General features: G+C 58.7%; 29 protein-coding genes and 2 tRNA genes. 16 read left to right on the forward strand and 15 right to left on the reverse strand.

Annotated elements, in window-relative coordinates:
• Positions 1-702: an MBL fold metallo-hydrolase gene (locus IPK09_01545; GenBank protein ID MBK7982297.1), complete on the reverse strand. Its 702-nt coding sequence runs from the start codon at positions 700-702 to the stop codon at positions 1-3.
• A 144-nt stretch (positions 703-846) separates the two neighbouring features.
• Between IPK09_01545 and IPK09_01550 the strand changes: the two genes are divergently transcribed.
• Positions 847-1206, forward strand: a complete 360-nt coding sequence (locus IPK09_01550) for an Mth938-like domain-containing protein (protein MBK7982298.1) — start codon at positions 847-849, stop codon at positions 1204-1206.
• A 79-nt stretch (positions 1207-1285) separates the two neighbouring features.
• Here the strand turns inward: IPK09_01550 and rpoS are convergent, their stop codons facing one another.
• Positions 1286-2290 carry an RNA polymerase sigma factor RpoS gene (gene rpoS, locus IPK09_01555; protein MBK7982299.1) on the reverse strand — a complete coding sequence of 335 codons (1005 nt, stop codon included), beginning with the start codon at positions 2288-2290 and terminating at the stop codon, positions 1286-1288.
• Between the two features lie 304 nt (positions 2291-2594).
• Positions 2595-3347, reverse strand: a complete 753-nt coding sequence (surE, locus tag IPK09_01560) for a 5'/3'-nucleotidase SurE (protein ID MBK7982300.1) — start codon at positions 3345-3347, stop codon at positions 2595-2597.
• 120 nt (positions 3348-3467) lie between these two features.
• On the opposite strand from surE, the gene IPK09_01565 reads away from it, so the two are divergent.
• The 3 genes from IPK09_01565 (at position 3468) to IPK09_01575 (ending at position 5060) form a co-directional block, all read left to right on the forward strand.
• Positions 3468-4013: a Smr/MutS family protein gene (locus IPK09_01565; GenBank protein MBK7982301.1), complete on the forward strand. Its 546-nt coding sequence runs from the start codon at positions 3468-3470 to the stop codon at positions 4011-4013.
• A gap of 110 nt (positions 4014-4123) precedes the next feature.
• Positions 4124-4417, forward strand: a complete 294-nt coding sequence (locus IPK09_01570; GenBank protein MBK7982302.1) for a ferritin — start codon at positions 4124-4126, stop codon at positions 4415-4417.
• A gap of 79 nt (positions 4418-4496) precedes the next feature.
• Complete coding sequence (locus tag IPK09_01575) at positions 4497-5060, forward strand: cytochrome b (protein MBK7982303.1); 564 nt, start codon at positions 4497-4499, stop codon at positions 5058-5060.
• Positions 5061-5069: 9 nt separating this feature from the next.
• Here the strand turns inward: IPK09_01575 and IPK09_01580 are convergent, their stop codons facing one another.
• Positions 5070-5936, reverse strand: coding sequence for a class I SAM-dependent methyltransferase (locus IPK09_01580; GenBank protein ID MBK7982304.1), 867 nt, complete (start codon positions 5934-5936; stop codon positions 5070-5072).
• A 164-nt stretch (positions 5937-6100) separates the two neighbouring features.
• Here IPK09_01580 and IPK09_01585 point away from each other — a divergent pair, with 164 nt between their 5' ends.
• Entirely contained in the window at positions 6101-6439 is a 339-nt protein-coding gene (locus IPK09_01585; protein MBK7982305.1) for a hypothetical protein, read from the forward strand.
• Positions 6440-6471: 32 nt separating this feature from the next.
• On the opposite strand, the gene IPK09_01590 is transcribed toward IPK09_01585, so the two are convergent.
• Entirely contained in the window at positions 6472-7200 is a 729-nt protein-coding gene (locus IPK09_01590) for an SDR family oxidoreductase (protein ID MBK7982306.1), read from the reverse strand.
• 421 nt (positions 7201-7621) lie between these two features.
• Here IPK09_01590 and IPK09_01595 point away from each other — a divergent pair, with 421 nt between their 5' ends.
• Positions 7622-8593: a glycosyltransferase family 2 protein gene (locus IPK09_01595; GenBank protein MBK7982307.1), complete on the forward strand. Its 972-nt coding sequence runs from the start codon at positions 7622-7624 to the stop codon at positions 8591-8593.
• 27 nt (positions 8594-8620) lie between these two features.
• On the opposite strand, the gene IPK09_01600 is transcribed toward IPK09_01595, so the two are convergent.
• Entirely contained in the window at positions 8621-9565 is a 945-nt protein-coding gene (locus IPK09_01600; GenBank protein ID MBK7982308.1) for a LysR family transcriptional regulator, read from the reverse strand.
• Between the two features lie 122 nt (positions 9566-9687).
• Here IPK09_01600 and leuC point away from each other — a divergent pair, with 122 nt between their 5' ends.
• The 8 genes from leuC to asd all read left to right on the forward strand — a co-directional run bounded on the left by leuC (position 9688) and on the right by asd (position 16645).
• A complete protein-coding gene (gene leuC, locus IPK09_01605; GenBank protein ID MBK7982309.1) occupies positions 9688-11091 on the forward strand; it encodes a 3-isopropylmalate dehydratase large subunit in 1404 nt (467 codons plus the stop codon).
• An 11-nt stretch (positions 11092-11102) separates the two neighbouring features.
• Positions 11103-11753, forward strand: a complete 651-nt coding sequence (locus IPK09_01610; protein MBK7982310.1) for a glutathione S-transferase family protein — start codon at positions 11103-11105, stop codon at positions 11751-11753.
• Between the two features lie 21 nt (positions 11754-11774).
• The gene (gene leuD / locus IPK09_01615) at positions 11775-12413 is read left to right on the forward strand and encodes a 3-isopropylmalate dehydratase small subunit (GenBank protein MBK7982311.1); all 639 of its coding nucleotides are present in this window, start codon (positions 11775-11777) and stop codon (positions 12411-12413) included.
• A gap of 105 nt (positions 12414-12518) precedes the next feature.
• The gene (gene leuB / locus IPK09_01620; protein MBK7982312.1) at positions 12519-13601 is read left to right on the forward strand and encodes a 3-isopropylmalate dehydrogenase; all 1083 of its coding nucleotides are present in this window, start codon (positions 12519-12521) and stop codon (positions 13599-13601) included.
• A gap of 161 nt (positions 13602-13762) precedes the next feature.
• Positions 13763-14641, forward strand: a complete 879-nt coding sequence (locus tag IPK09_01625) for a serine dehydrogenasease (protein ID MBK7982313.1) — start codon at positions 13763-13765, stop codon at positions 14639-14641.
• Positions 14642-14645: 4 nt separating this feature from the next.
• Positions 14646-14834 (forward strand): hypothetical protein, encoded by a 189-nt coding sequence (locus IPK09_01630; protein ID MBK7982314.1) that lies wholly within the window; start codon positions 14646-14648, stop codon positions 14832-14834.
• A 64-nt stretch (positions 14835-14898) separates the two neighbouring features.
• Positions 14899-15477, forward strand: a complete 579-nt coding sequence (locus IPK09_01635; protein ID MBK7982315.1) for a Uma2 family endonuclease — start codon at positions 14899-14901, stop codon at positions 15475-15477.
• 55 nt (positions 15478-15532) lie between these two features.
• Positions 15533-16645, forward strand: a complete 1113-nt coding sequence (gene asd, locus IPK09_01640) for an aspartate-semialdehyde dehydrogenase (GenBank protein ID MBK7982316.1) — start codon at positions 15533-15535, stop codon at positions 16643-16645.
• A 140-nt stretch (positions 16646-16785) separates the two neighbouring features.
• Here the strand turns inward: asd and IPK09_01645 are convergent.
• The 9 genes from IPK09_01645 to IPK09_01685 form a co-directional block, all read right to left on the reverse strand.
• Positions 16786-16862, reverse strand: a tRNA-Met gene (locus IPK09_01645).
• A gap of 80 nt (positions 16863-16942) precedes the next feature.
• Complete coding sequence (gene ychF / locus IPK09_01650) at positions 16943-18034, reverse strand: redox-regulated ATPase YchF (protein MBK7982317.1); 1092 nt, start codon at positions 18032-18034, stop codon at positions 16943-16945.
• 15 nt (positions 18035-18049) lie between these two features.
• Positions 18050-18715 (reverse strand): aminoacyl-tRNA hydrolase, encoded by a 666-nt coding sequence (gene pth, locus IPK09_01655; protein MBK7982318.1) that lies wholly within the window; start codon positions 18713-18715, stop codon positions 18050-18052.
• 26 nt (positions 18716-18741) lie between these two features.
• Positions 18742-19377, reverse strand: a complete 636-nt coding sequence (locus IPK09_01660) for a 50S ribosomal protein L25/general stress protein Ctc (protein ID MBK7982319.1) — start codon at positions 19375-19377, stop codon at positions 18742-18744.
• 98 nt (positions 19378-19475) lie between these two features.
• The gene (locus IPK09_01665) at positions 19476-20411 is read right to left on the reverse strand and encodes a ribose-phosphate pyrophosphokinase (protein ID MBK7982320.1); all 936 of its coding nucleotides are present in this window, start codon (positions 20409-20411) and stop codon (positions 19476-19478) included.
• Positions 20412-20463: 52 nt separating this feature from the next.
• Positions 20464-20538, reverse strand: a tRNA-Gln gene (locus IPK09_01670).
• A 16-nt stretch (positions 20539-20554) separates the two neighbouring features.
• Entirely contained in the window at positions 20555-21427 is an 873-nt protein-coding gene (ispE, locus tag IPK09_01675; GenBank protein ID MBK7982321.1) for a 4-(cytidine 5'-diphospho)-2-C-methyl-D-erythritol kinase, read from the reverse strand.
• The gene (gene lolB / locus IPK09_01680; GenBank protein ID MBK7982322.1) at positions 21415-22062 is read right to left on the reverse strand and encodes an outer membrane lipoprotein LolB; all 648 of its coding nucleotides are present in this window, start codon (positions 22060-22062) and stop codon (positions 21415-21417) included. The genes ispE and lolB overlap by 13 nt, the downstream gene beginning before the upstream one ends.
• 9 nt (positions 22063-22071) lie before the next feature.
• Positions 22072-23814: a tetratricopeptide repeat protein gene (locus IPK09_01685; GenBank protein MBK7982323.1), complete on the reverse strand. Its 1743-nt coding sequence runs from the start codon at positions 23812-23814 to the stop codon at positions 22072-22074.
• A 211-nt stretch (positions 23815-24025) separates the two neighbouring features.
• Here IPK09_01685 and IPK09_01690 point away from each other — a divergent pair, with 211 nt between their 5' ends.
• Entirely contained in the window at positions 24026-25291 is a 1266-nt protein-coding gene (locus IPK09_01690) for a glutamyl-tRNA reductase (GenBank protein MBK7982324.1), read from the forward strand.
• A complete protein-coding gene (gene prfA / locus IPK09_01695) occupies positions 25291-26373 on the forward strand; it encodes a peptide chain release factor 1 (protein ID MBK7982325.1) in 1083 nt (360 codons plus the stop codon). Before IPK09_01690 ends, prfA begins: the two co-directional genes overlap by 1 nt.
• Positions 26374-26393: the final 20 nt, after the last annotated feature.

Consider the following 26393-nt stretch of genomic DNA (forward strand, 5'->3'; position numbering starts at 1 on the left):
TCAATGCGGGCGGCGGTGCGGTCGCGGTTCCGGCCGGTACGGCTCCTCGCGGTCGTGCAGGTGCATCCGGTATTCGACGAAACGCGGGCAGTCGTCGAAATGCAGGAACGGGTTGCCATCGCTCTGGTCTAGCATGGTCGAGGTCGGGGTGATGCCGTAATTGTGGCCGGGCCGAATCACGGTGCCGCCCGGCAGGCGCTCGCCCAAGCGACGCAAGCTGTGATACATCTGTTCGGGATCGCCGCCGCGCAGATCGCAGCGCCCGCAACCGAACACGAACAAGGTATCGCCGGTCAAGACCTGATCGTTCAGCCGATAACAGGCCGATCCTGGGGTGTGGCCGGGCGTGTGCAGGATTTCGATGGCGGTTTCGCCCAGCGCGATGCGATCGCCGCCTTCGTGCAGGGTCGGCAGGTCGAGATAGCGATTCCAAAACGCCGCCTCGGCCTTGAGCAGGTGCAGTTGAGCGTCGCTGTGCTCCAACAGAGCCTCGACCCCGTTGATATGATCGAAATGACTGTGAGTGAGTAAGATATCGGTAATTTTCAACCCCTGCCGTTCGGTCAGGGCGATAATGCTCGGCACGTCCCAAGCGGGATCGACTACCGCCGCGCGGTCGCTGGCGCGGTCGTGGATCACGTAGATAAAATTGTTCATCCGGCCCAGTTCCAGGGCGTGCAGGGTGTAAGGGGTAGTGGTCATGATGGGTGCTCCCGGTTACAGGCAACGTGGCGGCGGGGGTTGGTCGGCGGGATCTGGAGTACGGTCGATTTTGGGCGGGCTGGTTGGCGCCCGCGGCCGGTTATCAGCTATGCGGAGAGGTTGCGCGTGCGCTTCAATCTTGAAATAGATGCCCACCATCACTTTATCAAAAGCTATGGTCCGGGTTGGGTCAAGATCAACGAAACGGAAATCCGACACAGCGTGGTCGTCACGGCGGAGCAATTGATCGCCGATTGGCCGCCCCAGACCTTCGCTGACTTGGAGGAGGCCCACTTCGCGGCCGTCGCGCGGTTGGAGCCCGAAATCGTGATCGTGGGGACCGGCGCGCGCCAGCACTTTCCGCCGCCGCCGCAGCTGCGGCCGTTGTTGGCTCGGGGTATCGGCGTGGAAATCATGGATACGGCGGCGGCTTGTCGGACCTATAACGTCATCATGCTGGAAGGCCGCCGGATAGCGGCGGCCTTGTTGATGATCGAGCAGTGATCCCCGCGCTCCAAAGTTGGGGGCGGCTCGCCCGATCGTGGCGGGTCGAGCCGGCGAGAGCGGCGGCGTCAAGCCGCCGTTAGAGGAAGTCCTGCGAAAAACCTTCGGTTTCCAGAATCTTGCGCAACCGGCGCAGCGCATCGATCTGAATTTGCCGCACTCGCTCGCGGGTGACGCCGATTTCGTTGCCGACTTGTTCCAGGGTGGCTTTTTCCTGGCCGCCGAGACCGAAGCGCCGTTTCACCACGATTCGCTGCTTGTCGTTCAACTGATCCAGCCACAAGTCCAGCTTTTCGTTGAGGTCGGAATCTTGCAGCAATTGCGAGGGATCTGGATTGTTATCGTCGGGGATGGCATCCAGCAGCGAGCGGTCTTCATCCTTGCCGATGGGGGTATCCACCGAAGCGACCCGTTCGTTGAGCTGCAACATTCGTTTCACTTCGGCGGCCGAGCAGCCCAGCGCCTGGGCGATATCCTCGGCGGTGGGTTCGTGGTCCAGCGTTTGCGCCAAGTGCCGTGCGGAGCGCAAATAACCGTTGATTTCCTTGATGATGTGGATCGGTAGCCGGATCGTGCGGGTTTGGTTCATCAACGCCCGTTCGATGGTCTGGCGGATCCACCAGGTGGCGTAGGTCGAGAATCGGAAACCGCGTTCGGGATCGAATTTTTCAACGGCGTGGATCAAGCCCAGATTGCCTTCCTCGATCAGATCGAGCAGGCTGAGCCCCCGATTCATGTAGCGGCGGGCGATTTTGACCACCAGGCGCAGGTTGCTTTCGACCATGCGGTTGCGGGCGCTGGCGTCGCCCTGTAAGACTCGGCGGGCGTAGTAGACTTCTTCCTGAGCGGTGAGCAACGGTGAGAAACCGATTTCGCTCAGATACATGCGGGTGGCGTCCAATTCCTCCAGAGTGATTTCCCGGCTGGCTGCGGCGGGCGCCGGCCACGGTACTTCCATTTCCAGATCCTCTTCCTCGACAATCGCTTCGTCCTCGACATCCTCTTCCAGCTTGTCTTCGTCCAATAAGGACTCTTCCAAATGCAACTCGTCGTCGCACGCAACGACCTCCAGAGAGGCGTTCATCCGTCGGGACATTGGGTAACCTCCTCGACCTGCTTCGCTTGGTGGAATTGTTGTATTGGCGCTGGGGCAGGAGATGCTTGCCGCGTCATTTATACTTATAAATTTGCCTGAAGCGGTGTGGCGCGCCGCGCCCGCCGTGGCACGGTTGCGCTCTTGACCGTCGCCTGAAACAGTCGAGGGCCGTAAGGCCCTCTATTGGCTCCTGATTCCCGGCGAGGGCTGATGATAAGCTGTCCGTGGCGGAGGAGTCCACTAGTTTGTAATCGAGGCTGCAAGGTGCAGCATTGTTCCTGATCGGGGGGTGTCAGGGCGTCGGACCGTCCAGCCAACCCTTCAGGGCCGGCAGCGCCGCATGACGGGTCAGGTCGACTTGCAAGGGGGTGATCGAGATGAAGCGTTCCCGCACGGCATGGAAATCCGTACCCGGTCCGGCGTCCTGTTCGGGGCCGGACGGACCCACCCAGTAAATCGGGCGGCCGCGCGGATCGGCGCTCTTGATGACCGGTTCGGCCTTGTGGCGGTGGCCGAGCCGAGTGGCTTGAAAGCCGGCCAATTGCTCCCACGGTAAATCCGGCACGTTGACGTTGAGAATGATATCGGGCGGCAGGGTTCGCTCGGGCAGGCGTTTCACCAGCCAGAGCGCGGCCCTGGCGGCGGTATCGAGATGTTCGGGTTGGTAGGCGGCTTGCGAAATGGCGATGGCTGGCAAGCCGAGAAAGCGGCCTTGCATCGCCGCCGCCACCGTGCCGGAATAGATGACATCATCGCCGAGGTTGGGACCGTGGTTGATGCCCGAGACCACCATGTCCGGCTCCTGTTCCAGCAAGCCGGTGATAGCGACGTGGACGCAGTCGGTCGGCGTGCCTTCGACGCTGTAAAAACCGTTGTCATGGCGGGCGACGTAGAGCGGATTTTTGAGGCTGAGCGAGTTGCTGGCGCCGCTGCGGTCGCGGTCGGGCGCCACCACGGTAATCTCGGCCAGTTCGCTCAAGGCGGCGGCCAGGCGGAGCAGGCCCGGCGATTGATAGCCGTCGTCGTTGCTGATCAGGATGCGCATGATGAGAGGGTTCTCCGGCGTGGCGGACTAAGCGAGTCTAGGATATCTGGCCGGACTGACGTTAGAATGACCGTCGTTGGTCGGCCCGCGCCGTGTCCGGCCGTTTCAGCGAGTTGCCCCATGAGCAAGCCGTTCGTGCTCGATCCCCAAGATCGGGAGCTGTTTCAACGAACCGTCGGCGCGGTCAGGCCGTTGCGCTGTGACCGGATCGATCCCGTCACGCTTCGAGCGACTCCGATCCCGCGCTTCAGTTTGGCCGACGAGCGGCAAGTGTTGGCCGACATGGTCTCGGACTATTTCGAGCCGGCGGACTTGGAGACCGGCGAGGAATTGTACTACCGCCGCGAGGGCGTGCAGCAGGCCGTGCTGCGCAAGTTGCGGCGCGGCCAGTTTCAGGTCGGCGCGGTGCTGGACCTGCACGGCATGACCGTCGCCGCCGCTCGGGAAGTGCTGGCCGTTTTTCTGCAACGTGCCCGCCGCGACAACCTGCATTGCGTGCGCATCATCCACGGCAAGGGCAACGGTTCCCGCCACCGAGGACCCGTGCTCAAGCAAAAGATCAACCATTGGTTGCGCCAGCGCGACGAGATCTTGGCTTTTTGTTCGGCCCGCGCGGTCGATGGCGGAACCGGCGCGATCTATGTGCTGTTGCGGCGCAGGCCGTGAGCGTGGCATTGTCATGGCCAGCCAAACTGTCCGCGCCGCGCCAGTCTAAATCTATTGGCTTGGCGTTGTGCGCTGACGTTCTGTAATGAGTAGCTGACGAGGAGAGCAAAATGGCGAGCGAAGGTTATCACGAACCCATCGACGAACTGTCCGTGCAAACCCGCGACATGCACCGGGCCATCGTTTCCTTGATGGAAGAATTGGAGGCGGTGGATTGGTATAACCAGCGGGTCGATGCCTGCAAGGATAAATCCTTGAAAGCGATTCTCGCGCACAATCGAGATGAGGAAAAAGAACATGCGTCCATGCTTTTGGAATGGATTCGCCGCAAAGACCCGAAGTTCGATGAAGAATTGAAAGGCTATCTCTTCACCGACAAGCCGATCCGCGACGACCACGACTGAGTTGCGCCACCGGCCAGTGTTTCCTCGCGTTGCGCGGAGGGTTGCACTTGAGGGGCTACCAACCGGGTGAGAAGGTTTTATGCTGAAAAATTCCGCCACACACTACGGTGCAGTCACTCGATTCTTACACTGGTCGGTGTTCCTGCTGTTCGTCTATCAGTACCTCAGCGCCAACATCATGACCCGTCTCGCGCGGGACCAGCTGGTGCTCGGCTTGACTCAAAGCAATTATTACGACTGGCACAAATCCATCGGTTTGTTGCTGCTCGGTCTGGCGCTGGTGCGCTGGCTATGGCGTAAACTGACACCGCTGCCGGAGTGGGCGCCGACGCTGTCGGCGGCGGAGCGGGCGATCTCGCACCGCAATGAAGACTTGCTGTACGGCTGCATGTTTCTGTTGCCCATCAGCGGCTATCTGTTCGTCATGGCGGGCGGTTTCGGAGTCAAGCTGTTCGGACTGCACGAGCTGGCGAACCCCGTCGGCAAGCACGAGTTGCTGGCCACGCTGGCGCGGGTCGTTCATATCGTCGTCGGTTATGCCGCCGTGGTGGTCATCGCCTGGCATGTCGGACTCGGCCTCAAGCACCACCTGTTCGACCGGGATCGGTTTTTGAATCGAATGTTGCCGTTCAGGCGGGGATGAAAGCGCGCTTCAGGTGCTGCTGAAGCGATAGTGGGAGACGCCCCAGCGCTCGCCCGCGCGCCGCCCGAACCGTTCGGCGCGGGCCATGAACAAGATGCGCCAGCGCTGCAACCAGCGTTCCGCCTGATCCGGCCCGTAGCATGGCCGGAACAGCGCCAGGATGGTGTCACGTTGTTGGTCCAGATTCGCCAGCCAAGCTTCCAGGGTACGCTGGTAATGACGGCCGTTGCAGGGCCACTGGTCTTCCAGTTTCAAACCGTGCTGAAAGCGTGAGGGCAGATCGCCCCCGGGTTGCAAGCCGTCGGTTTGGACGAACAACTTGCCACCGAGTTTGAGCCGGCCATGAAGCGGGTGCAGCCCTCCAGGGTCATGAGGTCGGCGCTCGAACGTTGCCACCGACAGCACCCGGTCGAAGCGGCGGTCGGCGGCCAAGTCGTTCGGGCCGACGGTCGCTCGAACGTTGGTGAAACCGCGTTCTCGGCAGCGCGCTTCGATGAAGTCCCGTTGGGACCGGGAAGTCGAGACCGCCACGAATCTTGAGTCGGGATAAAACTCGGCCAGCCACAAGGTCAGCGAACCCCAGCCGCAGCCCAATTCCAGAATGTCCTGATCGAAACCGAGTTCGGCCCGCTCGCAGATCAGCGCCAGCATGGCGGCTTCGGCGGTTTCCAGATCGCGCGCCTCGTCTGGCCACCAACCGGCGCTGTAGTGCAATCTGGGGCCCAGCACATTCTGAAAAAAACCGACGGGAAGCTCGGCGTGCTCGATGTTGGCGAATTGGGTTTGGAGGGTGACGAAAGGAGGGTTCGCGCGGTCGACCCACAGCCGACGGACACCGATTCGGATCAGCCAATCTGGCAGGTAACCAGACTCCATGAAGGCGCTGGCGTTTTTCAGCATTGGGCGTGATCCTTCAAAATCTTCTCGATCGTTTGCCGGTAAAGGGTCGCCAGGTCAGGATGATTGCAGGCCGCTAAGCGCACTTCTTAGCCCTGGCGCGGTCTTGAAGGATAAGTTAATTGAGCGCCTGGAGAATTTCCATGTTACGCGTTGCTGTCATCGTCTGCGGACTGCTGCTTGGCTTGTTGGTGACGGTAATTCTGATTGCTGGCAATCAGGGTAGTGTGCTGGGCGGCTTCCGATATGTGGCCGCTGATCCCTGGGGGATCGTTGCCTTGTTGGATCTCGGTGTGGGACTGCTGTTCGTTGCGGTTTGGATAGCCTTGGTCGAACCCGTCCCCCGGCGGGCGGTGGTCTGGATCATTGCGCTGTTCGTGCTCGGCAATGTGATTACCCTGGCTTTCTTGTTGTCACGCACCTGTCGGGCACGCCATGTACGGGATTTGTTTCTACCCGCTCGCTCTGGCGAACGGTCTTGAGCGGATGGCGGCGAGCATTGGCGCTGAGGTATTTACAGGTTGCTGTTGATGGTCAGAGTCGCACCGGTCATGCAACCCGATTCGGTGGGATCACACAGAAACGCAATGACCTTGGCCACGTCGGCGGGGGTGGTGCGAGTGCGCAGATGTGGCGCGGCATTGCGCAGCATGACCGTGTCCACCGCGCCCGGCGCGACGCCGTTGACCCGAATATTGCGGTCTTGGCCTTCGGCCGCCAGTGCCTCGGTCAGGCCGGTCAAGGCGAATTTGCTGACTGTGTAGGCGGCGTATCCAGGAAATTTCTCGGTATTTTGCACCCCTCCTAGCGAGGATACATTGACGATGCTACCGCCGCGATCTTGCATCAACCGAAACGCTTGTCGCGCGCACAGCATTGCGCCGCGCAGGTTCACGGCCATCAACTGGTCCCAGTCGGCCAGCTCCAGCTCCGCAAACGCGCCACTCAGCAGAATGGCGGCGTTGTTGATCAGGATATCGAGCCGGCCAAATTCGACAGCGATTCCTTCAAAGACCGTTTGCACCGCCGCATCGTCAGCAACATCCAGCACTTGATACGCCGCATTGAGGCCGGCGGCGCGCAGTCGCGCGACCGTGGCGGTCAGCTCGGATTCAGTTCGGCTGGCCACAATGACGCGAGCGCCCTTGCGCGCCAGCGCTTCGGCGGTGGCGGCGCCGATGCCCCGACCGCCGCCGGTGATCAGCGCGACGTGATTTGGCAGGGATAAAGATGTAGGTTCCATGGTTCTAGAATGGAGACGGCATGAGGGTGGGTTGAACGATAGCTTAGCAAATCTTGAGCCCTTCGAACGGAGGGCCACATTCGAGCACAGGATTCGGTTAGGCCATCAGCGGGAATCATCGAGAAAATTGCATGAATGATATAAAGTCAAGGTAATAAGAAAGGTTATTTGAGGTTTTGCACGATCCGACCGGAATTGATGTCGGCCGCTCTATTTGGTGTAAATTTTGCCTGCTGTTAATGGGTTTGGCGCTCAGTTAAATGAGACAGCTGGCAAGTTTATAGGGTTGTCGTTGACCCTGGATATAGAACGCTTGTCTCTGTGCTGGGGCATTCAAAAGGAGCTTTGGCTTTGGAAATCCTAATTTATAGCTACTGAGTCGAAGAATAGTGAGTGATTCTGTAATAGGCAGGCGATAAACATGCAGACCGCACCCCTCATTTCATTGATTATACCTGCGCATAATGCAGAAGACTTTCTTGTGGAATGCCTGGAAAGCATTTTATCCCAGACGTACCAAAGTATTGAAATTATTGTTGTGGATGATGGTTCTACGGATAAAACCGCTGAAATCGCTCACAAGTATCAGCCTCGTATACGTTATTTCCATCAGAATGCCAGTGGCGGGCCGGCGACTCCCAGGAATGTTGGGCTGGCGCACAGTCATGGCGACTACCTGTGTTTTTTTGATAGTGATGATCTGATGGTTCAGGGCTGCCTTTCAAAACAAGTTGATTTTTTAGAGAGACATCCTGATGCTGGCATGGTTTTTTGTAATTATATAAATTTTGCGAAGGATAAATTTTATAGAACCCCTCATTTTCAATCCTGCCCTGAATTCTGGCATACCCTTAGTAATAAGGAAGAAATGATTTTGCAAACCCCGTGCAGGGTCCTTGCCAAAGAAAATTTTGGTATTATGGGTACTCTGATGATAAGGCGCTCGATGCTGAAATACGAAAAGGGGTTTAATGAAAATCTGACAGCTAGTGTAGATTTTTATTTTTATTATAAATTAGCCCGTTTCACCCAAGTGGGGATCAATAATTATGTCGGACAGCTCCGAAGGTTGCATGAGGGCAATATAACGAACGCTCATAATAAATCGACAGTATTAAACATGGGTATTTATAGCTATAGGCTATTATGTGAAACTGAACAAGATAAAGAAGCTAAGATTTTATTAAATAAATGCATTTCTACTTGGTGTTCCGAACGGGCGCGTTTTAATGCTAATCATGGGGATTATCTCCAATCCTTTCAAGATGAGTGGCGGGCGCTTTTCAATGATTTTTGTTTTGATCGATTATCAAAATCTTTGAAAAGCTTTGCTCGAACAGCGTTGATGGCTGTTGGTATACATAATCCACAAGACGAGGTTTATAGGGGTTAAACGCTGGCGTTGTTTGCCAGATTATGATTAGGGGTCAATAGGTTGAACGCTGCCTGAAATGTCTGTAGCACACGTTCTGAAATCATTTTTAATCTCTTCAAACATCGATGGGTCTTGCAAAATATTTAGCAATGCTTTTGCCGCATTCGATAGGGTGTGGCCGGTGTGCCTTACTACCCCTAACATTCGCTCCAGGCTTAAGCCAGCAATCGGGATTTCCACCAAATCACCATCTAGCATGGTGCGTGGCAACACGCTCCAGCCTAGGCCGACCGCGACCATCATCTTGATGGTTTCCAGGTAATTAGTGGCGAAGGCGATCGAAATACTCGCATCAAGGCGCGCTAGTTCCTGCTCGAAGATGCGCCGGGTGAACGTGGCCTCGCTCGGCAGAATAGCGGGATGTTCGGCTAACTGCTTCAGATCGGTGACGGGCGAGCGCGCGAGCGGGTGAGTGCGCGACGCAACGATGACTAGCGGATCGGGCCATAAGGGCAAAGTCTCTAACGGCGCTTCGACGTCGGGTGGTAGCGTGATGATCGCCAGCTCCGTCTCACCGCGCAGCATCACCGCGCAAGCGACTTCCGAATCCATGAAGCGCATATCCAATCGCACTCGCGGGTAGCGGGCGGTAAAGATTCGCAATACCGGTGGCAAACGGTGCAGGCCGATGTGGTGGCTGGTGGCGAGCGTCAGGGTGCCGGTGACGAGGCCAGAGAGATTGCGCAGCGCCCGGCGGCTGTCATCCACTTCGGCCAGAATCCGCCGCGCCCGCGGCAGTAACAGCGTTCCTGCCTCAGTCAGACGCACCGTCCGGCCCAAGCGGTCGAACAGGCGGACGTTCAATTCTTCTTCCAGCGTGGCGATCCGTTTGCTGACGGCCGGTTGCGTGACATGCAAGCGGTTGGCGGCAGATGAAAACGAACCGTGGTCGGCGATAGTGACAAAAGCGTGCAGGCTGGCGATGTCCATCAGTCGGTGTTTGGCATCCGGTTAATAATGCCATTATTTTATAGGATCGATAAAAAATATGAATTTGTTTTATCAATAAGGGCGCTTTAAGCTTAGTAATATCTTGAATGAGGAACGAAACAATGGCCGGTAAAACCCTGTATGACAAACTCTGGGACGCGCATGTGGTGCACGCTGATCCCGATGGCACCACGCTGCTCTATATCGACCGCCACTTGGTGCATGAGGTCACCTCACCGCAGGCGTTTGAGAGTTTGAAGCTGACCGGCCGTCAGCCGTGGCGGCGGGAATCGATGGTGGCGATGGCGGATCACAACACCCCGACCGATCCCGGTTTCACCACCATCGCCGATCCGGTGTCGCGGCTCCAGGTCGAAACCCTGGACGCCAACGCGCGCAATCTGAATTTGCGCTATTTCCCGATTGGGGATCAACGGCGCGGCATCGTCCATGTGGTCGGCCCGGAGCAGGGCGCGACCTTGCCCGGTATGACCATCGTCTGTGGCGATTCGCACACCTCGACCCATGGCGCATTTGCGGCGCTGGCTTTCGGTATCGGCACCTCTGAAGTCGAGCATGTGATGGCGACCCAATGCCTGATCCAGAAAAAAGCTAAGTCGATGCTGGTACGGGTCGATGGTCAATTGGGGCCGGGCGTGACTGCCAAGGACATTATTCTGGCGATCATCGGCCAAATCGGCACAGCGGGCGGCACCGGCTACGCGGTCGAATTCGGCGGCTCGGCGATTCAGGCGCTGAGCATGGAAGGCCGCATGACCATCTGCAACATGGCGATTGAAGCCGGGGCGCGGGCGGGCATGGTGGCGGTGGACGAGAAAACCATCGACTACATCAAAGGTCGGCCGTTTGCGCCGCAAGGTGAGGTGTGGGAACGGGCGGTTGCCGCCTGGCGCGAGTTACATAGCGACGCCGACGCTCATTTCGATAAAGTTATCCCGCTCGACGCAGCGACGCTGCAACCGCAAGTAACTTGGGGCACTTCGCCGGAAATGGTGACCTCGGTTGATGGCGCGGTGCCCGATCCGAGCCGTGAAGCCGATCCGGTCAAGCGCCAGAGCATCGAACAAGCCTTGCGGTATATGGGGTTACAGCCGAATACACCGATGACACAAATCAAGCTGGATCGGGTGTTTATCGGTTCCTGCACCAACGGCCGCATCGAGGATTTACGGGCGGCGGCGGCGGTCATCAAAGGTCGCAAAGTCGCATCGACCTTGAAACAAGCCTTGGTGGTGCCGGGTTCCGGTTTGGTGAAGCAGCAAGCGGAAGCTGAAGGGCTGGATCAGATTTTCACCGCCGCCGGGTTTGAATGGCGCGAGCAGGGTTGCTCAATGTGTCTGGCGATGAACGCCGACCGCTTGTTGGCGGGCGAGCATTGCGCCTCGACCTCGAATCGCAATTTCGAGGGTCGGCAGGGTGTGGGCGGTCGCACTCATCTGGTGAGTCCGGCGATGGCGGCGGCGGCGGCGCTGGCCGGGCATTTCGTCGATGTCCGCCACTTTTAGGAGCCAGCGTGATGCGTCCGCAATTAGTGATTGGTAATAAAGCCTATTCTTCCTGGTCGTTGCGGCCGTGGCTGGCGGCGCGGCATGGCGGAATCGACTTCGAGGAAATCCGCATTCCGCTGTATACGCCGGATTCAGTAGCGCAAATCCGCCACTACTCGCCATCCGGCAAGGTGCCAGCCTGGCGCGAAGGCGAGTTCGTGGTGTGGGAATCGCTGGCGATTTGTGAATATCTGGCGGAGCAGGTGCCGACGCTATGGCCGTCCGATCCCAAAGCACGGGCAGTGGCGCGTTCGATCAGCACCGAAATGCACGCCGGATTTACCGCCTTGCGCACCAGCATGACCATGAACGCTCGCGCCCGTGGTCGCAACGTGCCGGTGACGCCAGAAATCGCCGCTGACATCGACCGCATCGCCGCCATCTGGACGGATTGTCGTCAACGCTTTGGCACGGGCGGGCCGTGGTTGTTTGGCGCGTTTTCCATCGCCGACGCCATGTTCGGGCCGGTGGTGCTGCGCTTCGTGCCTTATGGCGTCAATCGGCCCGGCGTGGTCGATGACTACGTAGCCAATTTCATGGCCGATCCGCATCTCAAAGCGTGGATCGCCGCCGCCGAGCAAGAAACCGAAGTGCTGGAACCATTTGAAATGGGCCGCTAAACGCGGCTGGGAGCTTGATGCATGAAATCCTTTACCCAATTGGATGGCTTGGTGGTGTCGGTGGATCGGGCCAATGTCGATACCGACGCCATCATCCCCAAGCAGTTTTTGAAGTCGATCAAGCGCACCGGCTTCGGTGATTTTCTGTTCGACGAATGGCGTTATCACGACCACGGTGAGCCAGGCATGGATTGCACCCATCGGCCGCGTCGCACCGAATTCAGTCTGAATCAGGAACGCTATCGGGGCGCAACCATCCTGCTGGCGCGGGAGAATTTCGGCTGCGGCTCTTCGCGTGAACACGCGGTGTGGGCGCTGGAGGAGTACGGCATTCGCTGCATGATCGCGCCCAGTTTCGCCGATATTTTCTTCTCCAACAGCTTCAAATCGGGCTTGTTGCCGATCAAGTTGGATGCCGATTTCGTGGAGCGCTTGTTCCGCGAGGTCGAAGCGACGCCGGGTTATCGGCTGACCGTGGATTTGGCGGCGCAGACGGTAAAAACGCCGGGCGGCGAGACTTTCGGCTTTGAGGTCGATCCGTTCCGCAAGGAATGCCTGTTGAACGGCTGGGACGACATCGGCCTGACCTTGCGCCACGCCGATGAGATTCGCGCTTACGAGAACCGGCGGCGGCAGGACGCGCCGTGGTTGTTTGCCTGAGTAGGGGCGACCGGCCGGTCGCCCCTACCCGGTTGGCCGTCCCTGCCCGGCCGGTCGCCCCTACGGGGTTGATGGCACTATCTTCAACGACTTGCAGGAAATGAGATGACGCATAAAGTGTTGGTGCTGCCCGGCGATGGCATCGGCCCGGAAATCGCCCCGGAAGGGGCGAAAATCCTGCAATGCTTGCAACAGGAATATGGGCTGGATATTACGCTGGAGTACGGCTTGCTCGGTGGCTGCGCGGTGGATGTGTTGGGCGAGCCGTACCCGGCGGAAACTCGCCGTCAAGCGCATGAGGCCGACGCCATTCTGCTTGGCGCGGTCGGTGGCCCGCAGTGGAACACGCTGGAGCGGCCGTTGCGCCCCGAACGTGGCTTGCTGGCAATTCGTAGCGATCTGGAACTGTTCGCCAATCTGCGCCCGGCGGCGCTATTTCCGCAACTGGCGGCGGCATCCTCGCTCAAGCCGGAATTAGTGGCCGGCCTGGATGTGCTGATCGTGCGCGAGTTGAACGGCGACATTTATTTTGGCCAGCCGCGCGGCATCCGTACCTTGGAAAGCGGCGAGCGGGAAGGTTTCAACACCATGCTCTACCGCGAATCCGAAGTCGAGCGGATTGCACGGGTGGCGTTTGAGGCCGCGCGCAAACGTCACCGCAAGCTCTGTTCGGTAGATAAGGCCAACGTATTGGAAACGTCCGAACTATGGCGGGAAACGGTCGAGCGAGTAGCGCGGGATTATCCGGATGTGGCGCTGTCTCATCAGTATGTGGATAACGCCGCGATGCAGCTGGTCCGCGCGCCCAAGCAGTTCGACGTGATTGTGACCGGCAATCTGTTCGGCGACATTCTGTCCGACTGCGCCGCGATGCTGACCGGCTCCATCGGCATGTTGCCCTCGGCCTCACTGGATGCGAAGGGCAAGGGGCTATATGAACCGATTCACGGCTCCGCACCTGACATTGCGGGCAAAGGCGCAGCCAATCCGTTGGCGAGCATTTTGTCGGCGGCGATGCTGTTGCGCCATAGCTTGAATGAGCCGGAACACGCCGCGCGGGTGGAACACGCTGTCAGTCAGGTGCTGGATCAAGGTTTGCGGACACTGGATATTATGGCCGAAGGGATGACGCCGGTTGGAACGCAGGCGATGGGCGATGCGGTGGTGGCGGCGTTGGTAGGGGATTGATGCAAGATAAATTATTGGTTTATATAAAAGTTCTAAATATTCCATTTTCCGATGTGATGAATGCTTATTTCAGCAATCATTCTATAATGTAGGACAAGCAAAAAATGTTTATGTACGTAGTTTATAAAAATCTTTGTATATTTTAGAAGAAGATTAAATTAATGAGAACTCTTGACAGCCATGTTAGTCATGCATTGGGACATTATGGTAGTTTACTTGAAGAACATTTTCAATGTGATGTTATTGCATATGTGGGTCAAATACATCCAGTATTTCTACAAGATTTTTTAGAATTTGTCGAAACTCTAATTGAAATTAAATCTGAGAATCAACTTCATAAAAAACGATTGGTATTAGTATTAAGTACTCCAGGAGGAGTGGCGGAAGCAGTTGAGAAAATGGTAGAAATTATTCGTCATCACTATGAGGAAGTTTATTTTATTGTTCCCAATGCGGCTATGTCGGCTGGAACTATTTTCTGTATGTCAGGCGATAAGATTTATATGGATTATGCATCGTCTCTTGGGCCTATTGATCCACAAGTTCAAACATATGATGGAAGATTGGTTCCTGCACTTGGTTATATAGATAAAGTTAATGAATTTATAAGAAAATCTCAATCCAAAGAAGGGCTAACAGATGCTGAGCTAATTATGCTAAAAAGCTTAGATTTGGCCATGCTAAGTAGATATGAACAGGCCAGGGAGCTATCAATATCTTTATTAAAGATGTGGTTGGTTAAATATAAATTTAAGGATTGGAAAAATCATAGAACAACAAAGCCTGGAACGCCAGTTACAGATAAACAGAAACAACAACGAGCCGAGAAAATTGCAAAGCTATTGAGTGATAATAAGATTTGGCACTCTCATGGGCGAATGATTGGCATCAAAACCTTACAGGAAACACTTAAGCTTGAAATTGAAGATTTCACTTATGAAAAAGAACTGAGAAGGATTATAAGAATGTACAGTGAGTTGCTCATGGAATACGTTGAAAAACAAGAAGCTCCTTTCTTTATGCACAGCTGTAGGAGATAAGATCATGTCCGACAAGAAGAAGTTAGAAAATATTCTTGAAGAAGTACAAGCTAAAATACCTGTGCATCGAAGATTACGTATTGAAGAATTACATCAGAAGTTTGAGAAATTTGCTGATAAAGGTTTAGTGGAACGGCCAACTTACAAGCTAGCTCCAGCTAGTTCTCTTCCGAAATGCCTTTCATCCCATTGAAAGATTTAGGAAGTCTTTAATTTGGTCTAATTAATTAGGAACTAGATTTTAAAATAAAAACGTTTTGAAGATAAATAAACTGAAGACTTTGAGTGATTTGCTGCAATCTGCTGAAGAACGGATTGAGTTAATCAACGGTGAAATCATCAAGCGCCCCATGGCGCGTTCCGAGCACACCCTTATCCAGTCGAATATTTCTGATGAAATTTCGCTGTTCAAGCGGAAAGATGGCTTCGGCGGTTGGTGGATCATGACGGAGATCAGCCTTCAGTGCAGCGAGCATCAATGCCCGAATCACGATCTCGCTGGATGGCGGAAAGAGCGGGTGCCGCGTAGACCTTCGGGAATGATGACGATCATTCCTGATTGGGTTTGTGAAATCACCTCTCCCGGTTACAAAAGAAAAGATTTATTTCATCATTTTATGCTGTTGCAACGGAGCAAGACACCTTACTACTGGGTGATTTCCCCGGAAGACAAAACACTCATTGCCTACGAGCTAGAAAATGAAAAGTATCATGTGACCTTTTCCGTCGAATACGGTGTTGATAAACATATTCACAAAGCACCCATAGCTCCCTTTGCGGAAACTGAGATCGATTTGCAGTACATCTTTGGCGATGAATCAATAAATCAAGGCTGATGTGAAACTTTATTGAAAAGCTTCCACATTACATTTCTGAATTGAGGGTAAGTTGATGATGCGAGTCGGTTTGGTGGGTTGGCGCGGCATGGTGGGTTCCGTGCTGATGGATCGAATGCTGGCGGAAAATGATTTCGCCCACATTGATCCGGTATTTTTCACCACATCGAACGTCGGCGGGCGCGGCCCGGCGATCGGCAAGGACACGTCGACCTTGAAAGACGCCAAATCCGTCGCCGAACTGAAAGCGATGGATGCCATCATCACCTGCCAGGGTGGCGATTACAGCAACGAGATTTACCCGCAACTGCGCGCCGCCGGTTGGAAAGGCTACTGGATCGACGCTGCCTCGGCGCTGCGGATGAAAGACGATGCCGTCATCATCCTCGACCCGGTGAATCGGAAGGTGATCGACGAGGCGCTGGCGCGGGGTGTGAAGGATTACATCGGCGGCAACTGCACGGTCAGCCTGATGTTGATGGGCTTGGGTGGTCTGTTCGCGCACGGGCTAGTGGAGTGGATGAGCGCGATGACTTATCAGGCGGCATCCGGCGCGGGCGCGCAGAACATGCGCGAGCTGATCCAGCAGATGGGGGTCATTCACGGTTCAGTGGCCAATCGGTTGGGCGAACCGGCCTCGGCGATTCTGGAAATCGACCGCACGGTGGCGGAAACCATCCGCTCCAGCGCGCTGCCGACCGAACATTTCGGCGTACCGCTGGCGGGCAGCCTGATTCCCTGGATCGACAAACAGGTGGAGAACGGCCAGAGCAAGGAAGAATGGAAAGGTCAGGCCGAAACCAACAAGATTCTAGGCCGCTCTGACCGGCCGATTCCCATTGATGGACTTTGCGTGCGCATCGGCGCGATGCGCTGCCACAGTCAAGCGTTGACCATCAAACTGACCAAGGACGCACCGCTGGATGAACTCGTAGACATGATCGGCACGGCCAATGATTGGGTGAAAGTGATCCCCAACGAACGAGAGCGTTCGATCCGCGAACTGACGCCGGCCGCTGTCACCGGCACGCTCGGCGTCCCAGTGGGCCGGCTGCGCAAGCTCAACATGGGGCCGACCTATCTCGGCGCGTTCACCTGCGGCGATCAGTTGCTGTGGGGCGCGGCGGAGCCGCTGAGAAGGATGTTGCGGATATTATTGGAGAAGTAAAGCTCAATAACTGTGCTTGATCCCGCATGGATGCGGGGATAGCCTACCGCAAAAACGGATTGAACTCGCGGATATCCGATGCTGAGCCATTGTATGGCGGATATCAGATCGTCGGTTGAGTCGAAAGGGAGAGCTGATTTTGGTGGCTACGGGTGGACTTGAACCACCGACACCGGCATTATGAGTGCCGTGCTCTAACCACCTGAGCTACGTAGCCATACAGAGGAGGGGCTTGCAAAGAGCCCATAATTATCGGCGCGACACCGATCAGCGTCAAGAACAAAGATCCTGATAATCTCAAACGTTGAACCGGAAGTGCATCACATCGCCTTCCTGCACGACATACTCCTTGCCTTCTAGCCGCCATTTACCGGCCTCGCGAGCGCCGGCTTCGCCGTGATAGGCGATGTAATCAGCGTAAGCGATCACCTCGGCCCGAATGAAACCCCGCTCGAAATCGGTATGAATCACGCCGGCCGCTTGCGGCGCGGTGGAGCCGGCCCGCACCGTCCAAGCTCGGACCTCCTTGGGTCCGGCCGTGAAATACGTTTCCAAGCCCAACAGCGCGTAGGCCGCGTGAATCACCCGATCCAAACCGGGTTCGGTCAAGCCGTAATCGGCCAGAAATTCCGTTTTATCCGCATCATCCAATTCGGCCAGTTCAGCTTCGATGGCCGCGCACACCGGCACCACGCCAGCGCCTTCCAAGCGGGCGATTTCTCGCACCTGATCCAAAAGCGGGTTGTTCTCAAAGCCGTCTTCGGCGACGTTGGCCACATAAAGCACCGGTTTGCCGGTCAGTAAAAACAATTCGCGCAACGGTTCGCGTTCTTCGGCGGCGAGCGCCAAGGTGCGCAACGGCACGCCGGTGTCCAAATGCGCTTGCACCCGCTCCAAAACCGCCTTGCGTTCCAGCGCTTCCCGGCCGCCGGCCTTGGCCGCTTTCTCGGCGCGCAACAGCGCTTTTTCGACCGTCGCCAAGTCGGCCAGCGCCAGTTCGGTATTGATCGTTTCGATATCGGAGCGCGGGTTGACCTTGCCGGAGACGTGAATCACATCATCGTTCGCGAAGCAGCGCACGACCTGCGCGATAGCGTCGGTTTCGCGGATGTGGCCCAGGAATTGATTGCCCAATCCTTCGCCCTTGGACGCGCCCGCCACCAAGCCGGCGATATCGACGAATTCCACCGTGGTCGGCACGATTTTCTGCGGTTTGACGATGGTGGCCAGCGCCTGCAAGCGCGGGTCGGGCACCGCCACCACGCCGACGTTGGGGTCGATGGTGCAGAATGGATAATTCTCGGCTTGAATGCCGGCCTTGGTCAGCGCGTTGAACAAAGTGGATTTGCCGACGTTCGGCAGGCCGACGATGCCGCATTGGATGCCCATGATGGAGTTTGTGACTCAGGTTGCGGAAGGAGCCGCCGGAGCGGGGGAGGGTTCGACGCGCCGGCTGTGCAAGACTTGCATGGCTTTAGCCCAATCGCCGGCGGCGATGCGCGGCAACTCGCGCAGCGAATCGGCGATGGCGTCCTCGACCAGCACCCGTTCCGCCTGCGGCGCGCGGCGCAGCACGTAGTCCAAAACGTCGCGGCTGTCGCCGGGATGGCCGATACCGAGCCGCAGGCGCGCGAAGTCGTTGCCGCCCAGCTGCGCGATCAGATCGCGCAAGCCGTTGTGCCCGCCGTGCCCGCCGGCCCGCTTCAAGCGCGCCGTGCCCACCGGTAAGTCCAGATCGTCGTGCACCACCAGAATTTCGGGCAACGCGATGCGGTGAAAACGGGCCAGCGCCGCGACCGCCTGACCGCTGCGGTTCATAAAGGTCATCGGTTTGAGCAGCCACACCTCCCGTCCGTCCAGCACGATGCGGCAAGCGTCGCCGTGATATTTGGCTTCGGGACGAAAGTGTCCGGACTGCTGGCGGACCAGTGCGTCGGCCAGCCAAAAACCCGCGTTATGGCGGGTTTCGGCGTATTGTGGACCCGGATTACCCAAGCCCACGACCAACCGAAGCGGCGATAATCGTTCGTTGCTTTCGCCTCGCGCGAAGGTTGTATTGGACGTGGGCAAAGGAACGGACAAGGGATGCTCCCAGCTCAAGCCTCGGGCGTCGCCGCCGCGGCATCCGCGCCCGGCTCTTCTTCGCCGCCTTTCGCATGATGGATGCTGACCACGACGATATCCTGTTCGGAGCCGGCTTCGATTTGGGTGGCCAACGCCACGCCGGCCGGCAACGAAATCTGCGAAAGATGCAGGGCGTCACCGATCCCCAATTCGAGGATATCGACCTCAATGAATTCTGGGAGATCCTTGGGCAAACAGGTGATTTCGACATCGATCAACGCGCGGCTGACGATGCCGCCCTGTTGCTTGACGCCGCGCGCTGTTTCCTCGTTGAGAAAGTGTAGCGGTACATGTACCCGCAGCTTACGGTCGGCGCTGACCCGCAAAAAGTCGATATGCAGGATCGTCGGCTTGAAAGGATGACGCTGCATGTCGCGCAGCACGACGCTTTCGCTGCGCTCGCCGAAATTTAGAGTCAGGACATGCGAGTAGACGGCCTCATTTTTCAATTGGTTGAGCACGTCCAGATGATTCAGGACCAACGGTTGCGGGTCCTGCCCGCCGCCGTACACAATGGCCGGCACCTTACCGGCGCGGCGCAGGCGGCGGCTCGCACCTTTCCCCAAATCACCGCGCGGTTCGGCTTTCAATTCAAAGGTAACGCTCATCGAAATCACTCCATCGGGTTAAAAAAACACGACGCGCCCGCGACCAGGCACGTCGTTTGGGTGAGCCGCCCACTCGGTCGAGTGACGCGGGATACAGCCTACATGAACAGGGAGCTGACGGATTCCTCAAGATGAATGCGGCGCATGGTTTCGGCCAACAGCCCGGCCACGCTGATCTGGCGAATGTTCGGACAAGCGAGCGCTTCAGGTCGCAGCGGGATGGTATCGGTGATGACCAGTTCGTCCAGCATCGAGGTGCGGATATTGGTGACCGCCGAACCGGACAGCACCGCGTGGGTGCAGTAAGCGCGCACCGAGGCGGCGCCCCATTCCTTCAACGCCTTGGCGGCCAGGCACAAGGTGCCGGCGGTGTCCACCATGTCGTCCACCACGATGCAATGCTGGCCTTCGACATCGCCGATGACGTGCATGACTTGTGCCTGATTCGGCGCCGGTCGGCGCTTGTCGATGATCGCCAGCTCGGAATCGTCCAAGCGCTTGGCGAGGGCGCGGGCGCGCACCACGCCGCCGACGTCCGGCGACACCACCATCAGATCGCCGAGCTGCTGGTCGCGGATATCGCTCAACACCATCGGCGTGGCATAGATATTGTCCACCGGCAGATCGAAGAAACCTTGGATCTGATCGGCGTGTAAGTCCACCGTCAGCACCCGGTCCACGCCCACGCTGGTGATCATGTTGGCGACCACCTTGGCGGAAATCGGCACCCGCGCCGAACGCGGCCGGCGATCCTGCCGGGAATAGCCGAAGTAGGGGATGACCGCCGTGACCCGCACCGCCGAGGAGCGCCGCAGCGCATCGGCCATCACCAGCAATTCCATGATGTTGTCGTTGGTGGGATAGCAGGTGGGCTGGACGATGAAGACATCCTTGCCGCGCACGTTCTCCATCAGCTCGACCATGACTTCACCATCGCTGAAGCGGCCGACCACCGCCTGACCGAGCGGCAGTTGGAGATGATGGACGATATCGCGGGCCAGTTTTGGATGGGCGTTGCCCGCGAATACCATCATGCGACCTTCGTACACGACGAGTTTGCCCCGCTGTCAGTTGGCTTTGGGAGGGTGGCTGGGCCGCCAGGATTCGAACCTGGGAATGCCGGATCCAAAATCCGGTGCCTTACCGCTTGGCGACGGCCCAAGAATTCCGTAGCGCTTCAGGTGGGTACATCACGCTCCCGCGGCAAGCGCGCGTGCAACGGCGAACGGTTGCGTCCTCGGGTGATGAATCCAGTCAACCCCGGCGGCAACTGGCTCAAAACCCGCCCGGCACTGGCCTGATCGGAAAAGGCGGCAAAAACGCACGCCCCGGTACCGGTCAAGCGCGCCGGTCCATGCCGTGACAACCAGGCCGCGGCGGCGGCGACTTCCGGATGGCGACGGTAAACGACTGTCTCGCAATCGTTGCCGCCGGCGCCCTGTAAGAAGTCGGATATTCTGATGGGGGGTGAGTTTCTTGTCAATTCCGAGTCGGCAAAGATAGCGTCGGTGGCGACGTGGCAGCCCGGCGTCAGCACCAGGAACCACGGTTCGTCGAGATCGATGGCGGTCAGTTGTTCCCCGACCCCTTCCGCCCAAGCGGCCCGACCGCGCACGAATACCGGCACGTCAGCGCCCAGCCGCAAGCCCAATTCGGCCAGTTCAGCCAGCGTCAAGCCCGTTTGCCAAACGTGATTCAACGCCACCAGCGTGGTGGCGGCGTCGGAGCTGCCGCCGCCGAGGCCGCCGCCGAGTGGCAACTGCTTGGCGATGCGGATGGTCGCGCCCGCGCGCTGGGCTGTCGCTTGCTGCAAAAGGCGGGCGGCGCGGACGGTCAAATCAGCGTCCGGGGGTACGCCAGCCACCTCGCCCACCCGCTCGATGCGGCCGTCCTCTCGCGGAGAAAACCACAACCAGTCGCAGCAGTCCAAAAACTGGAAGACGGTCTGTAACAAGTGATAACCGTCCGCTCGTCGCCCGACGATTCGCAGCATCAGGTTGAGCTTGGCCGGCGCGGGCCAGGCGGCGGGCTCCAGAGTTAGAGAGTCCATTGCTCGATCGCCAGCTTGACGCTCAATTCCTGGCGGCGGGCCGTGATGCGGGCGGGTAACTCGCGGGAGGGGGCCGGCGCGTAGGCTGGATAGTCGATGGTCCAGCCCTGCTGTTCCAGATGAGTCAAACGGCCGCTCCCATCAACTTGCAGTGCGGTGATGGGGCCGGGTCCCGGCAGGCCGCGAATCCAGTAACGCAGGCCATCGACCGGAAGGCGCACGCCGAGGGATCGCTCCAGCAGGGTATCGGGGTCTGGAGCGGTCTGGTTTTGACCGTCCTGGGTTTGCAGGCTGACCTGCCGCCCGCCGCCCTGGATCAGCACCCGACCCTGGCCGAGCGGGCCGATCAGGTCGATGCGGTAGTCCGGTTCTTCCTGAGTCCATTGAAAATGGGCGTGCCAGCCGTCCTGACCGTTCACCACGCCGATGCGGCCGACCGCCTGCCAGTGGTTCAGGCGCGCCAGCTCCTTCTGGCGGGCGGTCCAGGCGTTTTGGTCGCCGGAAGGTGTCGGCGGTGAAATGGCGCAGCCTGTCAGCCACCCGATGGCCAGCACGGCGAGCCAACGAACGACGTAGCGGGTCGCCGGTCTGGCTGGGGAGGAGAGGGGGAAGCAACGATCCAACGGTGAACGCATCGCCAGATTCTACCACCCAAACCGCTTCTGAAGTTCGCGCAGGTGGCGGCTGTCGGGCTGCTTGCTTAACCCCGATCGCCAGATCCGTCTGGCTTCCTCGCGCTGGCCGCTGACCCACAAGACCTCGCTGAGATGGGCGGCGATCTCGGCGTCTGGATTGATGCGGTAGGCCCGGCGCAAGAACTCCAGAGACTTGACTGGATTGCCCAAGCGATATTGGATCCAACCCATGCTGTCGAGCACGGCGGCGTCCTCGGGTAATAGCGTCAGGGCCTGTTCGATGTAACCCAACGCTTCCTGATGGCGGTCGGTGCGATCGGCCAAGGTATAACCGAGCGCATTCAGCGCTTGGCCGTTCTTGGGGTCGATGACCAGAATGGCGCGCAGATCGCGCTCCAGAACGTCCAGTCGGCTGAGCCGCTCGGCCATCAGCGCGCGCGCGTAGAGCAGATCCTTGTCGTTGGGATGGAGCGCCAGCGCCCGATCGAGCGTGTCGAACGCCTCCTGATTGTGGTCCGCTTCCCGCAGCGCCTCCGATTCGGCGAGGTAGAGATTGATGCTGCTTTGCGGGTTGCCGCGGCGTAGGGAATCGAAATGCTGGACGACCGTATCGGTATTTTCCAGTTTGGCTAATACCACGCCCAGGCGCATCTGCGCGTTCAAGTAACGCTCCTCGTTCTTGACCTTGCCATACCATTCGCGCGCCTTGGCGTAAGCCCCGCGCTGTTCCTCGATCCGACCCAGTTCATAATAGGCATCCGCCAGCCGAGCATTGCGCTTGATCAAATCCAGAAAATAGCTTTGCGCCAAGTCGAACTGACGGGTTTCCGCCGCCAGCAGGCCAAGCGCGTAGATGGATTCGGTATCCTTGGGGTTTTGATTGAGCAGGATCGAAAACTCGCGGCGCGCCTTGTCCAGTTGGCCGGCCTCGATCAGCAAGCGAGCGTAGTTCATTCTCAGGTTGCGGTCGCGAGGCAAATTGCCAACCGCCTTGGTCAATCCCGCCAGCGCCGCGTCGTTGGCGCCCCGGTCCAGCAGGATATGGGTTCGTAACTGATGGGCGGAGGCCAGTTTTGGATCGCGCGCCAAGGCCCGATCCAAACTGGCCAGCGCCTGATCGCGGTCGCCGGAAGCCGCCGCCAACAAGGCGAAGTAATATTGAGCGAAAGCCGAACCGGGATTGCGGTCGCGGAAATGTTTCATCACCCGCAGGGCCGCTGGTTTGTCGTCCGCCTGACTCAGCAGCGAAGCGAGAGTCGCATAGCCCTGCTGCTTGTCCTTGGCGCTGGCGAGCCGTCGGACCGTTTCCAGATACTCGGTAGCTTCATCCACTTGGCCGTTGCGCAACAGCGCCAGCGCCAGCGCCTGCCGGGCTTGATCGTTATCGGGGGCGAGCGTTTGCCAGCGTTTCGCCAGTTCCAGAGAGGCCGCGCTGTCTTTCATCAGCAGGGCCAACATGGTCGCGCGCTCGGCGATTTGCGGGTCTTGAGTGGATGTCGCCGCCTGACGATAATTGGCCAGCGCGACAGCGAGCTGGTCGCGTTTGCCGGCCAGCTCGGCCGCCAGGATTTGATAGGTCAGTTCCGCGCGGGGGCTGGGTTGCAACGGCGGGCGGATCTCAAACTCCGGCGTCGGTTGTTCCGGCGCTTGCGCGTCCGCCGGTTGTTCCGGCGCTTGCGCGTCCACCACCGTGGCGCAACCGCTCAGCAGCAGCAGGCCGCCGAGGCTCAATAGCTTCAAGAATCTGTTCATCAGTCAGCGATGTCTCTCGTTCGGCGCCGGCGTCTGAAACCACGCCCGAAACGGGTTGTACCAGCGGTCTAGCGGATTACTCAGTCACCGCGAGGGCCTCGCAGCGTGAGGGGCGGGCCGTTTGCATCATGCTCTAGCAATACGACCTTGTCATTGGACGGTTTTATCCCGCAGAATTCCATTATATTTCCGACCGATCCCATAAAGCCTTATGTCTCTGCTGGCGCTTGGCCTCAACCACCGGACCGCGCCCGTCGATGTCCGCGAACGGGTGGCGTTCGCGCCCGAGCGGCTCGATACCGCCTTGCGGGACTTGCTCGACCACGGCGGCGCTCGCGAGGCGGCCATTCTATCGACCTGTAATCGTACGGAACTTTATTGCGGTCTGAAAGAAGCCGACGATCGCCAAGTGGTGCAATGGTTGGGCGATTATCACCTGCTGCGGGCGGTGGATTTGCAACCGTACCTGTACCAGCATTCTGGCCCGTGCGCCGTGCGCCACATCTTGCGGGTAGCCGCCGGCTTGGATTCGATGGTGCTAGGCGAGCCGCAGATTCTCGGTCAGGTCAAGGCCGCCTATCAAACCGCCAACAGCGCTGGCACTCTGGGTTCGCTGCTGGACCGACTGTTCCAGCACACTTTCGCGGTCGCCAAGCAGGTGCGCACCGACACCCGCATCGGCGCCAGCCCGGTCTCGGTGGCCTTCGCGGCGGTCGGACTGGCCAAGCAGATTTTCGCCGACCTGCCCAAGCGCACCGCACTGCTGATCGGCGCGGGCGACACCACCGAACTGGTCGTCCGCCATTTGCACGAAAACGGCATCGGCCGACTGGTGGTCGCCAATCGCACGTTGGAGCGGGCGCACATCCTGGCAGCGGCTTTTTCCGGTTACGCCATCGCGTTGGATGAGATTCCCGCCCATCTCGGTGAGGCCGATATCGTCATCGCCGCCACCGCCAGCCCCGGTTTGATGCTGACGGCGGCCCAAGTGCGCGCTTGCTTGAAACAGCGGCGGCGCCGGCCGATTTTCATGCTGGATTTGGCGGTGCCGCGCGATATCGAGCCAGCCGTGGCGGAGTTGAACGACGTCTATCTGTACACGGTGGACGATCTCAAGGACATCATTCAGGAAAATTTGCGCTCGCGACAGGCCGCTGCCGCGCAGGCCGAGGAAATCATCGACCATCAGGTCGAACACTTCATGGCTTGGGTGCGCGCTCAGGACAGCGTCGCCAGCATCAACGCGCTGCGCCAGCGGGCTGAAGCGGTGCGCGACGAAGCCCTGGCGCGCGCGCTGCGCCAGATCGAGCACGGCAAAAATCCCGCCGAGGCGTTACACCTTCTGGCCGATGCCTTGACCAACAAACTCATTCATCCGCCCTGCGCCGGCCTGCGCGAGGCCGCCGCCCGAGGCGATGCCGAAATGCTGAATTTGATCAAGAGCCTGTACCGGCTGAACGATGGAAATTCCCGCTGATGAATCCGTCGATGTTGGCCAAACTGGAGCAGTTGGCGGCCCGTCATGAGGAGGTGAGCGCGTTGCTGGCCGAACCTGACATCATCAACGACAACGACCGCTTTCGCGCCTTGTCGGTGGAGTATGCCCAACTGGAACCGGTAGTGGAGGGTTTTCACGGTTACCGCCGCGTGTTGGACGATCTGAGCTCGGCGCGCGACATGACGACCGACAGCGATCCCGATTTGCGGGCGTTGGCGCAGGATGAATTGCTGGACGTCGAAGCGCGGCGCGCCGAACAGGAGCGGGCGCTGCAAGTGTTGATGTTGCCGCGCGACCCGCACGATGCTGGCAATGTGTTTCTGGAAATCCGCGCCGGCACCGGCGGCGACGAGGCGGCGTTGTTCGCCGGCGATCTGTTGAGGATGTACGTCCGCTACGCCGAACTGCGCGGCTGGAAGTTGGAATTGCTGAACGACAGTCCCGGCGAGCACGGGGGTTACAAGGAAGTTATCAGCCGCATCAGCGGCCAAGGGGCCTATTCGCGGCTCAAGTTCGAATCTGGCGCGCATCGGGTGCAACGGGTGCCGGAAACCGAGGCGCAAGGCCGCATCCACACCTCCGCCGCCACGGTGGCGGTGCTGCCGGAACTGGCGGAAGTCGAGGAAATCGAGATCAATTCCAGCGACTTGCGCGTTGACACCTTTCGCGCCTCCGGGGCGGGCGGCCAGCACGTCAACAAGACCGATTCGGCCATCCGCATCACCCATTTGCCGAGCGGCATCGTGGTGGAATGTCAGGACGAACGCTCCCAGCACAAGAACCGATCGCGGGCGATGTCGTTGCTGCAAGCGAAACTGCTGGCGGCGGAGCGGGAGAAGCAGACCAGCGCCCAGGCGCGGACTCGGAAATTGCTGGTCGGCAGCGGCGACCGTTCCGAACGCATCCGCACCTACAATTTTCCCCAGGGACGGGTGACCGACCACCGGATCAATCTGACGCTGTACAAGCTCGGCGATGTTCTGGAGGGGCATCTCGATGCAGTCATCGAGCCGCTGATTCAGGAATATCAGGCCGATCAACTGGCGGCGCTGGCCGAGTGAATGGGGCGACGCTGGCCGGA

The organism is Candidatus Competibacteraceae bacterium (genome assembly GCA_016713505.1).
Classification (GTDB): Bacteria; Pseudomonadota; Gammaproteobacteria; order Competibacterales; family Competibacteraceae; genus Competibacter_A.